Raw genomic sequence first — 13,026 nt, 5'->3', positions numbered from 1 at the left:
CACCCGCCGCGGGTGAGGCGGGCACGTCCCGGATCCGGTCGGGTGGGGCGACCCTGATCCCGGCGTGAGGAGTCGAGATGGCCTTGGCGAGCGCGGAATACCCGTTCCTGAATCTGATGTGGACGATGCTGGTGTTCTTCTGCTGGGTCGCGTGGTTCTGGCTGCTGTTCGTCGTCCTCGGCGACCTGTACCGCCGGACGGACGTGTCCGGCTGGGCCAAGGCGGGCTGGACGCTGCTGGTGATCGTGCTGCCGTTCCTCGGGATCCTGCTCTACCTGATCACCGGCGGCCGGAACATGGCCGAGCGGCGGCGGGCGCGCGAGCTGGCCGCGCAGCAGCAGTTCACCGACTACGTCCGGAAGGTGTCCGCGGCGGACCGGACGAGCGCGGCGCAGATCGCCGAGGCGCGGCGGCTGCTGGACGAAGGGATCATCGACGAGGCGGAGTTCCGCGTCCTCAAGCGGAAGGCGCTCGCGCCTTGAGCGGCCGGTTCCTCCACCTGGCCGTCCTGCGGCCGCTGCTGACGGTCACGGCGTTGCTGTGTGTGTACTACCTGCTCCCGGTGGACCAGGGCCTGCACGCCTGGACCGTGGCGGCGTTCGCGGCCGGGCTCGCGGTGGTGGCCGTGCTGGTCGTGGGTGAGGTGCGGATGATCCTGCGGTCGCCGTTCCCCGGCAGGCAGGGCCTGCAGGCACTGGCGTTGATCGTGCCGTTGTTCCTGCTGTTGTTCGCCGACGGGTACTACGTGCTCGGCCACGGCAGGCCCGGTTCGTTCGACGTGGCGCTGACCCGCACCGACGCGCTGTACTTCACGGTCACGGTGTTCGCGACGGTAGGGTTCGGGGACGTCGTCCCGGTGTCGGAAGCGGCGCGGGTGCTGGTGACCGTGCAGATGCTCGGGGACCTGGTGGTGCTCGGGGTCGTGTTGCGGGTGATCGCCGCCGCGGTGCGGCACAGTTCAGTGCGTGCGGGCCTGCCGTGGCAGCAGCAGGGCGGCGACCAGCCCGGCCGCCGCGGCCACGGCGAGCGTGGCCAGTGCGAGGGCGAAGGAAGTCCCGCCGGGACGTGGCGTCCCGGCGAGCACGGAGCCCGCCAGCGCGGTGCCCACCGACGAGCCGAGGTTGGACACGCTGCGCGAGACGCCCGAGATGTCGCCCTGGGCCGCATTCGTGCTGCGCGACTGCACCAGGTTCACCGACGCCGTCAGCATGATCCCGATCCCGGCGCCGAGCAGGAACAGCCCGGGGACGGCGCTCGCCACGCCGGAGCCGGCGCGGACGAGCAGGAGGATCAGTGCCAGCCCGGTGCCGGTGAGGACGAACCCGCCGCGGATCAGCCGGCGCGGTGAATGCCGCCGGGCCATCCTCCCGGCGGCCGCCGACGCGCCGAGGATGCCGATCGTCGCCGGGGTGAGCAGCAGCCCGGTTTCGACGGCGCTGTACCCGCGGACCTGCTGGAAGAACACCGCGATCACGAAGAACGAGCCTTGCAGGACGAGCCACTGCACGTGCTGGGTGAGCAGCCCGAGGTTGGTGACGCGGTCGTGGAAGAGCGAGGAGGGCACGAGCGGTTCCCGGCCGGTGCGTTCCCGCGCGCGGACGTGGGTGAAGAACACCGTCAGGATGCCGGCGCCGATCCCGGCGGACACCCACAGCGGCGAGAGGCCGCCGGCCGGGAGCAGCACGACCCCGCCGAGGGTGAAGTCCGCGCGGGAGACGAACCAGCCGTAGGTGCCCGCCTGCAGGACCCCGAAGACGACGAAGAACAGCCCGGCCGCGGAGAGGATCGCGCCGGCGACGTCGAACTCCCGGCGGCGGGGCGGTCCTGCCGGTTCGGCGATCCGCTGCGCCAGTACCAGGATCAGGGCGACGAGGAGCACCTGCAGCCCGAACGAGGCCCGCCAGCCGGACCACGTGGTGAGCAGGCCGCCCAGGAGCGGCCCGGCGGCGGCGCCGAGTGCGCCCGCGCCGCTGACGATGCCGAACCGGCGGGCGCGGGTGGTGCCGTCCTTGCTGGTGACGGTGACGAGGATGTAGATCGGCGGGATCATCAGGGCCGAGCCGATGCCCTCCAGCAGCGAGTACCCGGCGATCAGCAGACCGGGCCCCAGAGCTGCCGAGGCCAGCAGCGCGCCCGCGCCGTAGACGAGGAGGCCGGCGGTGAAGCAGCGTTTGCGGCCCAGTACGTCGGTCAGCTTGCTGCCGGGCACCATCAGCGACGCCATGGTCAGGGTGAACAGCGTGATCGCCGTCTGGACGCCGAGCACGGTGGTGCCGAGGTCCGCGGCGATCGCGCTCACGGCGACGGTCATGGTCGTCGCGGCGTAGCTGGCGACGAACTGGGCGAGGGCCAGGGCGAACACGGTCATCGGCGCGCCTTCCGGTCGGGTGGCGCACACGGTGCCGCCGGGGCGGGCCCGGCACCTCACCCCGTCCGGATGAGGCAGCGGGCGGCGGCACCGGAGACGGTGGGCGCGTCCGCATCCCGCGTGGCCGAGGAGGAGCCGTGACCGAAACCGCGATCGCCGACCACGGGCTGATCGGTGACCTGCAGACCGCCGCGCTGGTGACCACCGACGGGTCGATCGACTGGTTCTGCTGCCCGCGTTTCGATTCGCCGTCGGTGTTCGGGGCGCTGCTGGACGACGAACGCGGCGGCCGGTTCCGCATCCGGCCCGCGGGGCCGCACACGTCGAGCCAGATGTACCACCCGGACACCGCGGTGCTGATCACCCGGTTCCACGGCGCGGACGGGATCGGCGAGGTGGTCGACTTCATGCCGCCGCGGGAGGGCCGTGCCGCGGCCGGGCACCGGATCGCCCGGCTGGTGCGCTGTGTGCGTGGCCGGATCGCGTTCGACGTGGTGATCGCGCCCCGGTTCGACTACGGCAGGCGGCCGCACCAGGCGATCCTCGCCGGGCACGGCGCGGTGTTCGTCGCACCGGAGATGTCGCTGGTGGTGCACGCGGTCCGGGAACCCGGTGACGAGCACCTGGCCGAAGCGCGGGTCGAGGGCGGTGACGTGCACCTGCGGCTGGTGCTGGAGGAGGGTCAGGTCCGCGGCCTGGTGCTGGAGACCGGCGCGGCGGAACCGCCGCGGGAGATCCGGCTCGCCGAGTTCACTGCGCTGTTCGATTCCACTGTGGACTGGTGGCGGGCGTGGCTGGCCCGGTCCGCCTACCGCGGGCGGTGGCGGGAGATCGTGGCGCGCTCGGCGATCACGCTCAAGCTGCTGACCTACGAGCCGACCGGCGGGCTGGTCGCCGCGCCGACGTTGGGCCTGCCGGAGGAGATCGGCGGCGAGCGGAACTGGGACTACCGCTACACGTGGGTGCGGGACGCGTCGTTCTCGGTGTCGGCGCTGCTGGCGCTGGGGTTCACCGAGGAGGCGGCGCGGTTCGGCGGCTGGCTGGGTGACCGGATCCGCGAGGGTGCCGACGGGCCGTCCGGGCCGCTGGCCGTGCTGTACCGCGTGGACGGTTCGGCGGATCTGGGCGAGGAGAGCCTGGCGCACTGGGCGGGCTACCGCGGTTCGCGCCCGGTGCGGATCGGCAACGACGCGGCCGGGCAGCTGCAGCTGGACATCTACGGCGAGGCGCTGGACAGCGTGTGCACCGCCGACCAGGCGGGGTTCGGGATCCCCCACCGCGGCTGGACCGCGATCCGGGCGGTGCTCGACTGGCTGGGCGAGCACTGGGACCAGCCGGAGGAGGGCATCTGGGAGACCCGCGGCGGCCGCCGCTGCTTCACCTACGGCAGGCTGATGAGCTGGGTGGCGTTCGACCGCGGCATCCGGCTGGCGGGCGCCCACGGCCGCCCGGCGCCGGTGGAGGACTGGACGTGGCAGCGGGACAGCATCTACGACCAGGTCCTCAACCGTGGCTGGCACCGCACCCGGCAGGCGTTCGTCCAGCACTACACCGGCGACGAGCTGGACGCGTCGCTGCTGCGGATGCCGCGCACGGGTTTCCTGCCGCCGCGGGACCCGCTGTGGCTGTCCACATTGGACGCCATCGGCGCGGACCTGGTGACCGACAGCCTGGTCCACCGCTACGATCCGGCGGCGTCCCCGGACGGGCTGGCGGGTTCGGAAGGCACGTTCTCGTTGTGCAGCTTCGCCTACGTCGACGCGCTGGCCCGCGCGGGCCGTCCGGAGCAGGCACGCACGGCGTTCGAGAAGATGCTCACCTACGCCAACCACGTCGGCCTCTACGCCGAAGAGATCTCGCCGTCGGGTGAGCAGCTCGGCAACTTCCCGCAGGCGTTCACGCACCTGGCGCTCGTCGATGCCGCGGTCACCCTCGATGCCGCGCTGGGGTGAAGCTCAGCCGCCGTGGGTGGTGCCGCTCTGGTAGTCGGTGTAGGTGTAGGGGTTGTCGAGGATCTTCGTCTCGGGGATGTCCGGGTTCATTCCCTGCCGCCACGCTTCTTCGCCGAGCTGGGCCCGCAGGTGGTCGACCGTTTCCTCGACGCGCCGGCGGACGGCGGCCAGGTCGACGTCCACCAGGCGGCCGTCGCGTTTGACGATGCGGCCGTTGACCAGGACCGTGTGGACGTCGGCGCGCTGGGCCTGGAACGCCACGTGGCCGTAGGGGTTGAGCAGCGGGAACGACACCGGCGAGTGGTCGTTCTTCAGCAACACCACGTCGGCTTTCTTGCCGACCTCGAGACTGCCCAGGTCGGGGCGGCCCAATGCGGCGGCGCCGCCGCGGGTGGCCCACTCGACGACCTGCTCGGCGCGCAGGGCCGCGTGCGTCACCGTTTCGCCCTTGGCGTGGGCTTCCAGGTGCTCGCGGGAACGGTCCGCGCCGAGAGTCGCGCGCATGGCCGAGAACAGGTCGCCGCTCCACCAGACCGAGGTGTCCATCGACAGTGACACCGGGATGCCGTGCCTGCGCAGTGCCCAGGTCGGCGGGTAGCCCTGGCCGGCGCTCTGTTCGCTTTCGGTCGAGACCGACACCGATCCGCCGGTGGCGGCGATGCGGTGGTAGGAGTCGGCCGACAGCGACGCGCCGTGGACGTAGATGGTCTCGGGGGTCATGAATCCGTGGTCGTGCATGAGCCGGATGCCGTCGTCGCCGGTCGCGCCCCACACGCCGGCGTGGGTGGTCACCGGCACGCCCAGCTCGCGGGCGACTTCGAAGGCGGGTTTCTCCGGGAACGCGGGGTCGCCGGTGACGTCGAAGGCGAGCTGGAAGCCCAGCAGGTCGTCGCCGGTGATGCGGCGGGAGACGAAGTCGCGGAACTCGGGGGTGGCGGTCCAGTTCGCCGGCGAGTCCTGGATGTTGCCGTAGGCGAGGACGAACCGGCCGGGGACGGACTGCAGCGCGTCGACGGCGGCGTCGGCGTGCTGGGTGGTCTGCAGGCCGTGGGACCAGTCGACGGTGGTGGTGACGCCGGCTTCGAGTGCTTCGAGGGCGCCGAGCAGGTTGCCCGCGTAGATGTCCTCGGGGCGGAACACCTTGCCCCATTCGAGGTAGTACCAGACGAAGTACTGGGTGAGGGTCCAGTCGGCGCCGTAGCCGCGCATGGCGGTCTGCCACAGGTGGCGGTGGGTGTCGATCATGCCGGGCAGGACGATGCCGCTGGTGGCGTCGATCTCCGTGGTGCCGGGCGGGACGTCCAGCGCGGGCCCGACGGCGGTGATCCGGTCGCCTTCGACGAGGACGTCTTCGCCGTCGAGGACGCGGCGGGTGTCGTCGAGGGTCAGTACCGTGCCGCCGCGCAGGACGACCGGGCCGCCGGAGGGCTGTGGCATCGCTCCTCGTCTCCACGCAGACTGCTGCGTACGATTGTCCGCCTGCCGGACGCCGGGATGGGTGCCGCCACTTTCGTCCGATGCCGAGCCGGTGTCAATCCCCGCCGCTACGCTGCGGTCAGCAGCACAGCAGGGTCAGCCGCACAGCAGGGTCGGCAGCACAGCAGAGGGAGGTCGCGATGCCACGCGAGGGAACCGGTCCCGATTTCATCGAGGCGCTGGCGCGCGGGCTCGAGGTGATCACGGCCTTCCGGCCGGGGCAGCCGTCGATGACGCTGGCCGAGGTCGCCACCGCGGCCGGCCTGGCCCGGCCGACCGCCCGGCGCATCCTGCTGACGCTGGCGGAGCTGGGTTACGTCCGTACTGACGGGCGCGACTACTCGCTGACCCCGCGGGTGCTCGACCTCGGCGTCGCGTACGTGCGCTCGACGGGGTTGTGGGACGTGGCCCGGCCGCACCTGCAGCGCCTGGTCGCCCGTACGAACGAGTCGTGCTCGATCGCCCAGCTCGACGGCTCGGACATCGTCTACGTGGCGCGGGTGGCGGTGCCGAAGATCGTGGGGCTGAGCGTGCAGATCGGCACGCGGTTCCCGGCGCTGCCGACGTCGCTGGGCAAGGTGCAGCTGGCGGCCCTGTCCCCCGACGAGCTGGAGGCGGTGCTGGCCCAGCCGTCGCGCTCGGGGCTGACCCCGCGCTGGCAGCCCGGCCGCGCCGAGCGCGACGCGGAGCTGCGCGAGGTCCGCGCCCGCGGCTGGGCCCTCACCGACGAGCAGCTGGCGCTGGGCATCCGTTCGGTGGCGGCGCCGCTGCGCGACGGGTCGGGCCGGGTGATCGCCGGGGTGAACGTCAACTGCCACGCGGCGGAGACCTCGGTCGAGTACCTGCTGGAGCACCACCTGCCACTGCTGCTGCAGGCGGCGGGCGAGATCAGCGCCGACTTCGCCCGGCTGGACGCGGTGCCGCACGTGACGGTCCCGGCGGTGTCTTGACCCCGGCCGATCCCCTGCCCCACACTGGCGGACACACGTCCGCCATGCGGACAGAAGGTGAGGAACGGCGTGGAGGCACCCGCGGGTCCGCTGTCCGGGCTGCTGGTCGCGGACTTCTCCAGGGTGCTCGCCGGGCCGTACGCGACGATGCTGCTGGCCGACCTCGGGGCCGAGGTCGTCAAGGTCGAGGGCCCGCACGGCGACGAGACCCGCACCTGGATGCCGCCGGTGCGCGGGGACGTCTCGACCTACTACCTCGGCGTCAACCGCGGGAAGCGGTCGATCGCGCTGGACCTGCGTGACAACGCCGATGCCGGCCTCGCGCGCGAGCTGGCCGCGCGGGCGGACGTGGTGATCGAGAACTTCAAGCCGGGCGGGCTGGCGAAGTACGGGCTGGACTACGCCTCGGTCCGGCAGGTCAATCCCGGCGCGGTCTACGCCTCGATCAGCGGGTTCGGCACCGGCGCGGGCGCGCACGTGCCCGGCTACGACCTGATGGTGCAGGCGGTGTCGGGGCTGATGAGCCTGACCGGCGATCCGGACGGCCCGCCGTACCGGGCCGGGATCTCGGTGTTCGACGTGATGGCGGGCAACCACGCGGTGATCGGCATCCTGGCCGCGCTGCGGCACCGGGACGCGACCGGCGAGGGCCAGCACGTCGAGGTGAACCTGCTGTCCTCGGCGCTGACCGGGCTGGTCAACCACAGCTCGGCCTACGCCGCCGGCGGGGTGGTGCCCTACCGGATGGGCAACGCCCACCCGAGCGTCTTCCCCTACGAGCCGCTGCCGACCGCGGACGCGGACCTGATCGTTGCCGCGGCCAACGACGGGCAGTTCCGGCGGCTGTGCGAGGTCCTCGGCATCCCCGGCGTTGCGGACGATCCGCGGTTCGCCCGCAACGCCGACCGCACGGGCAACCGCGCGGAGCTGCGGCCGCTGCTGGTGGCGCGGCTGGCCACGCGCGGGGCGCAGGAGTGGTTCGACGCGCTGACGAAGGCCGGTGTCCCGTGTGGACCGATCAACACGATCGACGGCGGGTTCGCGCTGGCCGAGCGGTTCGGGCTGGACCCGATCGTCGAGGTCGGCGACGGCGACCGTGCCGTCCCGACCACGCGGCATCCCATCCGGTTCTCCGCGACGCCCGCCTCCTACCGGCTGCCGCCGCCGGAACTGGACGAGCACGGGGCGCAGCTGCGCGCGTGGCTGACGAAGGAGCGCGATGCCTGACCTGGTCTACGAAACAGCGCTCGGTGCGTCCACAAAGGACAAGATCACGCTGCTCGGGCACGATCTGGCCGAGGACGTGATGGGCACGGTCGGGTTCGGTGAGCTGGCGTTCTGGCTGGCCACGCAACGACGGCCGAGCCGGGGCGAGACGCGGGTGTTCGAAGCGGTGCTGGCCGCGCTGGCCGACCACGGCTTCACCCCGACCGCGATCGTCGCCCGGCTGACCCACCTGTCGGCGCCCGACTCGGTGCAGGGCGCGCTGGCCGCGGGCCTGCTGGGTGGCGGGTCGCGTTTTCTCGGCGTCACCGAGGACTGCGGCCGGTTCCTGCACGACGTGCTGACCGCGACCGAGCTGCCGGTGGACGAGGACGGCTGGGACGCGCTGGCGCTCGAGACGGTGCGGGCCCGGCGCGCGGCGGGGAAGTTCGTGCCCGGGCTCGGGCACCACGTGCACAAGGACGGCGACCCGCGCACCCCGCGGCTGTTCGCGATCGCCGGCGAGGAGGGCCTGCGCGGGCCGCATCTGGAGCTGTTCGCCGCGATCGGCCGGGTGCATCCGCGGGTGCTGGGCAGGACGCTGCCGCTCAACGGCGCGGGGGTGTGCGGTGCGGCGCTGGCCGATCTGGGGCTGCCGCTCGAGCTGTTGCGCGGGTTCGCGCTGCTGGCCCGCACGGCCGGGCTGATCGGGCAGCTCGCCGAGGAGTTGCGGCATCCCGTCGCGAACGACATCTTCCTGTCGGTCGACCTGTTCACCCGGTCGGTGCCGCCGGATCCGGAATCCTGAGAGGAACGCCGATGCACCTGGTCACCGAGGACACCATCACCGAGCTCGCCGCGCAGCGGTGGGCGACCGCGCACGACCCGCGGACCGGGCAGGTGCTGGCCGCGCTCGTGCGTCACCTGCACGCCTTCGCCCGCGAAGTGCGGCTGACCGAGCCGGAGTGGATGGCCGCGATGCGGTGGCTGACCGAGACCGGGCAGATCAGCACCGCCAAGCGGGAGGAGTTCATCCTCGCCTCGGACGTGCTCGGCCTGAGCATGCTGGTGGTGCAGATGAACCACGCGTTCGACGCGAAGGCGACCCCGGCCACCGTCCTGGGCCCGTTCCACATCGAGGGCTCGCCGGAGAAGGAGTTCGGCGGCGACATGTCCGATGGCCTGCCCGGCACGCCGCTCTACATCGACGGCGTGGTCCGCGATCTCGACGGCTCCCCCGTCGCCGGCGCGGTGCTCGACGTCTGGCAGGCCGACGCGGAAGGCGCCTACGAGTCGCAGCTGCCGGACGTCGACGAGGCGCGGCTGCGGGCGAAGTACACCAGCCGCGCCGACGGGTCCTACTGCCTGAGGACGATCGCGCCGAAGGGGTATTCGATCCCGATGGACGGCCCGGTCGGCGCGTTGATCCGCGACACCGGCATCAGCCACTTCCGCCCGGCCCACGTGCACTTCCTGATCAACGCGGCAGGCTTCGAGCCGCTGATCACGCACCTGTTCCAGGAGGGTGCGGAGTACCTCGACAGCGACGTGGTGTTCGGCACGAAGCGGGAGCTGGTGGTGGCGTTCGAGCCACGCGACCCCGGCCCGACGCCGGACGGCGGCGAGTCGGCGCAGCCGTGGCTGGAGGCGCGCTACGACTTCGTCCTGCAGCCGGCCTGACGCGGGTGCGGGCCGCGGAGATCCGGGTGCCCGGCCGTCCGCCGGTCGTGGCGGACCGGACGGCGCCCGAGGCGGGACCGGGCGAGGTCGCGGTGAGTGTCACCGCGGCGCCGATCACCCCGCTGGACCGGCTGTGCGCGTCGGGCACGTCCTACTTCGGGCTTCCAGCGACGCCGTATGTGCCGGGGGTGCAGGGCGTGGGTGTGCTGACGCGCCCGGCGCCGACGCAGCCGGCGGGCACGCCGGTCTGGTTCGCCACGACCGCGGGGATGCGGCCGGGTGACGGGAGCATGGCCGAGCAGGCGGTCGTGGGGTCGTCGGACGTGGTGGTCCTGCCGCCGGGAGCCGACCACGCGCTGGTCGCGGCGCTCGGGCTGTCGGCGGTCGCGGCGTGGATGTGCCTGACGGGCAAGGGAAAGCTGGTCCCGGGCGAGACGGTGCTGGTGCTGGGCGCGGGCGGGGTGGTCGGCCAGTCGGCGGTGCAGCTGGCGCGGGTGGCGGGAGCGGGGCAGGTCATCGCGTCCGCGCGGTCCGACGCGGCGTTGGCGCGCGCCCGGCGTCTCGGCGCGGACCGCGTGGTGCACGCGGAGTCGTTGGCCCGCAGCCTCGGCGGCACGCCGGTGGACCTGGTGATCGACCCGGTGTGGGGCGCGCCGGCCGCGGCGGCGTTGGCGACGCTGCGCCCGGGCGGCCGCCTGGTGAACCTCGGCAGCGCGGCGGGCGAGGAGTGCCCGGTGTCCTCGGCGCTGCTGCGCAGCAGGTCACTGCACATCCACGGCTACACGAACAACGAACTCGACGCCGACCGCCGCCGTGAGGCACTCCTGACGGTGGTGCGGCACGCGATTGCCGGAGCCCTGACGGTCGAGTACCACCGTGTCCCCCTGCGCGACGCGGCCGAGGCGTGGCACCGCCCCGGCCGCACGGTCCTGGTCCCCTGAGCCAGCCCAAAGAGTCAGCGGGCGTAGCCGTTTTCGGCCAGCCGCTTGCCGATCAGGTCGAACACGGCGTCGTCGTCCGGGGCGACCGTGGCCAGGCCGTCGACGTAGCGGTTGAACATGCAGAAGGCCGCCGCGATCAGCACCGTGTCGTGCAGTTCCGTGTCGGTCGCTCCCTCCGCGCGGGCCGCCGCGACCAGTTCCTCGGTGACCGCGCGGCCGCTCTCCCGTACGGCGAGGGCGATCCGCAGGAGTGCCTTGAGCTTCGCCGACACGGGGGCGTTGTCGATGCCGTCGCGGGTGGCGTCGACGACCGGGCGGCCGCCGTCGAGGGTCAGGGCCGCCACCGCGGCGTGGCTTCCGGTGCAGAAGCGGCACTCGTTGCCCTGGGACACCATGGTCGCGATCAGCTCACGCTCCCCGACGGTGAGCGTGCTGGGGCCGCGCAGCAGGACCTCCCCCAGCTGCCCGAGCGGGGCAGCGGTCTCGGGCCGGTAGGCGAACAGGGCGGAGATGCCCGGCAGCTGCGGGTCGAGCGGGATGTGGGGCATCGGGTCCTCCTCGCGCGGCGAACGATCTCCCCGTGAAGTCTTTCGGCAGGCGGCGGCCCGGCCAACCTCTGCCTTGCCCAACCGGGCCGCCGCCGAACGGGTCAGCCGAGGGTGAAGTCGTCGGCGTAGACGGCACTTTGGCCGTACCAGCCGTGGACGTAGACCGTCACCGCGCCGGACGCGCCGGTCGTGAACGGCACCGACAGCTGGGTCCAGCCGCTGCTGGAGGTCCAGGTGCTGGCGGACGCGCCGCCGCGGACGCCGAGGTAGGCGTAGCTGCCCTGCACCCACGCCTTGAGCGTGTAGGCGTGGTTCGGCGCGAGGGTGACGTTCTGCGCGGCTTCGCCGGTGGCCGAGGACGTGGGCACGACCTGCAGTGCGTGGGTGCCGGAGTGGGCCGGGGTGGCGACGATCGCGTCGCCGGGGGCGTTCCACGGGCTCAGCGTGCCGGTCTCGAATCCGCCGTTGACGATGCCGCCCGCGGGCGGGGTGCCCTTGACGGTGAGGGTGAAGGTGGTGGTGTGGCTGCCGGAGGTGCCGGTGCCGGTGATGGTCAGCGGGTAGCTGCCGGGCACTGCCGCCGTGGTGGTGGCGACGGACAGGGTGGCGCTGCCGCCGGTGGTGACCGTGCCCGGGCTGAGTGTCGCCGTGACGCCGGCGGGGGCGCCGGTGACCGAGAGCGTGACCTGCTGGGCGGCGCCGGAGGTGACGGTGGTGCCGACGGTCGCGGTCGCCGAGCCGCCCGGGTCGACCGCGGCCGAGGCCGGGTTGACGGCGAGGGAGAAGTCGTTGCCGGGCACGGAGGTGCCGCCGGTGAAGGGGGCGAAGGCGTGGCTGAAGAACCAGGTGTCCTGGGCGATGCCCGAGCAGTTGTCCGCGGCGGCGCCGCCGGGGCAGCTGCCGTTGTCGCGTTGCAGGGCCCAGAACGACAGGGTGCTGATGCCCTTGGCGACGGCCCAGTCGTAGACGGTGGCGGCGTCGGCGGTGGTGAAGGTTTCGGCCGGGCCGAAGTCGTCGACGCCGATCATCTCGGTGACGCCGACCATGGCCCACAGCTGCGCCTGCGTCTTGCCGGGGTAGAGCGTGGCGAGCTGGCCGACCAGGCCGGTGGCGGCGGTCTGGGTGTCGGTGGCCATCTGGTGGGCGGCGTTGTCGTAGTAGTCGAACGTCATCAAGTTGACGACGTCGACGCGGGTGCCGTTGGCGACGGCGTTGCGCAGGACGTTCAGGCCGCTGTCGGCGAGCCCGCGGGTGGTCGTGGGCAGGGTGTAGGAGATCTGCAGTGGCCGTCCGGTGGCCGCGGCCCAGTCCTGGACCTTCTTGATGGCCTTGTTGCGGCGGTCGATGCCGGCGGTGTTGGTCAGGGAGTTGTCTTCGATGTCCATGTCGAGCCGCGGGACGTCGTAGGTGGTGAGCACCGATTCGTAGGCCGCGGCGATCGAGTCGACGCTGGTGCAGCTGTCGGCGATTTCGGTGCCGGTGTTGTCGGCGGTGTAGCCGCCGAAGGAGGGGATGACGTCGCCGCCGCGGGAGCGGATGGTGGTGATGTCGGCGCCGAAGGTCGCGGCCGAGACCGGCATCCCGGTGTCACCGTTCCAGTAGACGGTGCAGGAGCCTTTCGTCGCGGCCTGCAGGAATGCCATGGTCAGGTGCTTGGCGCCGGACTGCTGGGCCAGCGCGGCGGGGCTTTCGCCGGTCCAGGCTTCGAAGTACGGGGCGAAGACGTGGGCGGGCAGTGTCGTGACGGGCAGTGGCGTGACGGCCGGTGCGGCGGCTGCCGGGCCGGTGGGCTGTATCCCGGCGAACAGGGCGGTCAAGGCCAGGAAAACGGACATTCGGGCGAACGGTCTGCGTCGACGCATCTGCGCTCCAGTGCCGGCGGGGAGCCGTGCCGCGGCGGTGCACGGC

11 protein-coding genes and 1 pseudogene are annotated in these 13,026 nt (G+C 72.7%); 8 read left to right on the top strand and 4 right to left on the bottom strand.

Going from position 1 to position 13,026, the window contains the following annotated elements:
- Positions 1–77 precede the first annotated feature (77 nt).
- Positions 78–482 carry an SHOCT domain-containing protein gene (locus ABJI51_RS30590; protein ID WP_348954509.1) on the top strand — a complete coding sequence of 135 codons (405 nt, stop codon included), beginning with the start codon at positions 78–80 and terminating at the stop codon, positions 480–482.
- 167 nt (positions 483–649) lie between these two features.
- A pseudogene (locus ABJI51_RS30585) lies at positions 650–937 on the top strand (potassium channel family protein); the annotation flags it as partial.
- A gap of 21 nt (positions 938–958) precedes the next feature.
- Here ABJI51_RS30585 and ABJI51_RS30580 read toward each other — a convergent pair.
- Positions 959–2,368, bottom strand: coding sequence for an MFS transporter (locus ABJI51_RS30580; RefSeq protein WP_348954508.1), 1,410 nt, complete (start codon positions 2,366–2,368; stop codon positions 959–961).
- Positions 2,369–2,505: 137 nt separating this feature from the next.
- Between ABJI51_RS30580 and ABJI51_RS30575 the strand changes: the two genes are divergently transcribed.
- On the top strand, positions 2,506–4,320 hold the full coding sequence (locus tag ABJI51_RS30575; RefSeq protein WP_348954507.1) for a glycoside hydrolase family 15 protein: 1,815 nt from the start codon (positions 2,506–2,508) through the stop codon (positions 4,318–4,320).
- Positions 4,321–4,323: 3 nt separating this feature from the next.
- On the opposite strand, the gene ABJI51_RS30570 is transcribed toward ABJI51_RS30575, so the two are convergent.
- A complete protein-coding gene (locus ABJI51_RS30570) occupies positions 4,324–5,757 on the bottom strand; it encodes an amidohydrolase family protein (RefSeq protein ID WP_348954506.1) in 1,434 nt (477 codons plus the stop codon).
- Between the two features lie 179 nt (positions 5,758–5,936).
- On the opposite strand from ABJI51_RS30570, the gene ABJI51_RS30565 reads away from it, so the two are divergent.
- The 5 genes from ABJI51_RS30565 (at position 5,937) to ABJI51_RS30545 (ending at position 10,570) form a co-directional block, all read left to right on the top strand.
- The gene (locus ABJI51_RS30565) at positions 5,937–6,746 is read left to right on the top strand and encodes an IclR family transcriptional regulator domain-containing protein (RefSeq protein WP_348954505.1); all 810 of its coding nucleotides are present in this window, start codon (positions 5,937–5,939) and stop codon (positions 6,744–6,746) included.
- Positions 6,747–6,815: 69 nt separating this feature from the next.
- A complete protein-coding gene (locus ABJI51_RS30560; protein WP_348954504.1) occupies positions 6,816–7,973 on the top strand; it encodes a CaiB/BaiF CoA transferase family protein in 1,158 nt (385 codons plus the stop codon).
- Complete coding sequence (locus ABJI51_RS30555; protein WP_348954503.1) at positions 7,966–8,757, top strand: citryl-CoA lyase; 792 nt, start codon at positions 7,966–7,968, stop codon at positions 8,755–8,757. Before ABJI51_RS30560 ends, ABJI51_RS30555 begins: the two co-directional genes overlap by 8 nt.
- A gap of 11 nt (positions 8,758–8,768) precedes the next feature.
- Positions 8,769–9,629: a dioxygenase family protein gene (locus ABJI51_RS30550; RefSeq protein ID WP_348954502.1), complete on the top strand. Its 861-nt coding sequence runs from the start codon at positions 8,769–8,771 to the stop codon at positions 9,627–9,629.
- Between the two features lie 26 nt (positions 9,630–9,655).
- Positions 9,656–10,570: a quinone oxidoreductase family protein gene (locus ABJI51_RS30545; protein WP_348954501.1), complete on the top strand. Its 915-nt coding sequence runs from the start codon at positions 9,656–9,658 to the stop codon at positions 10,568–10,570.
- Positions 10,571–10,584: 14 nt separating this feature from the next.
- Here the strand turns inward: ABJI51_RS30545 and ABJI51_RS30540 are convergent, their stop codons facing one another.
- Both ABJI51_RS30540 and ABJI51_RS30535 read right to left on the bottom strand, forming a co-directional pair.
- A complete protein-coding gene (locus tag ABJI51_RS30540) occupies positions 10,585–11,118 on the bottom strand; it encodes a carboxymuconolactone decarboxylase family protein (RefSeq protein WP_348954500.1) in 534 nt (177 codons plus the stop codon).
- 101 nt (positions 11,119–11,219) lie between these two features.
- Positions 11,220–12,953: a glycosyl hydrolase family 18 protein gene (locus ABJI51_RS30535; RefSeq protein WP_348954499.1), complete on the bottom strand. Its 1,734-nt coding sequence runs from the start codon at positions 12,951–12,953 to the stop codon at positions 11,220–11,222.
- Positions 12,954–13,026: the final 73 nt, after the last annotated feature.

It is taken from the genome of Amycolatopsis melonis (assembly GCF_040064235.1).
Lineage (GTDB): Bacteria > Actinomycetota > Actinomycetes > Mycobacteriales > Pseudonocardiaceae > Amycolatopsis > Amycolatopsis melonis.
The sequence above is the reverse complement of the archived record's forward strand: the minus strand, read 5'-3'. Positions and strand labels throughout refer to the sequence as shown.

Bases quoted from the DNA above. Each gene is read 5' to 3' on its own strand.
- ABJI51_RS30590 (WP_348954509.1), top strand. From the start codon at position 78: ATGGCCTTGGCGAGCGCGGAATACCCGTTCCTGAATCTGATGTGGACG.
- ABJI51_RS30550 (WP_348954502.1), top strand. From the start codon at position 8,769: ATGCACCTGGTCACCGAGGACACCATCACCGAGCTCGCCGCGCAGCGG.
- ABJI51_RS30555 (WP_348954503.1), top strand. From the start codon at position 7,966: ATGCCTGACCTGGTCTACGAAACAGCGCTCGGTGCGTCCACAAAGGAC.
- ABJI51_RS30535 (WP_348954499.1), bottom strand. From the start codon at position 12,953: ATGTCCGTTTTCCTGGCCTTGACCGCCCTGTTCGCCGGGATACAGCCC.
- ABJI51_RS30580 (WP_348954508.1), bottom strand. From the start codon at position 2,368: ATGACCGTGTTCGCCCTGGCCCTCGCCCAGTTCGTCGCCAGCTACGCC.
- ABJI51_RS30540 (WP_348954500.1), bottom strand. From the start codon at position 11,118: ATGCCCCACATCCCGCTCGACCCGCAGCTGCCGGGCATCTCCGCCCTG.
- ABJI51_RS30570 (WP_348954506.1), bottom strand. From the start codon at position 5,757: ATGCCACAGCCCTCCGGCGGCCCGGTCGTCCTGCGCGGCGGCACGGTA.
- ABJI51_RS30565 (WP_348954505.1), top strand. From the start codon at position 5,937: ATGCCACGCGAGGGAACCGGTCCCGATTTCATCGAGGCGCTGGCGCGC.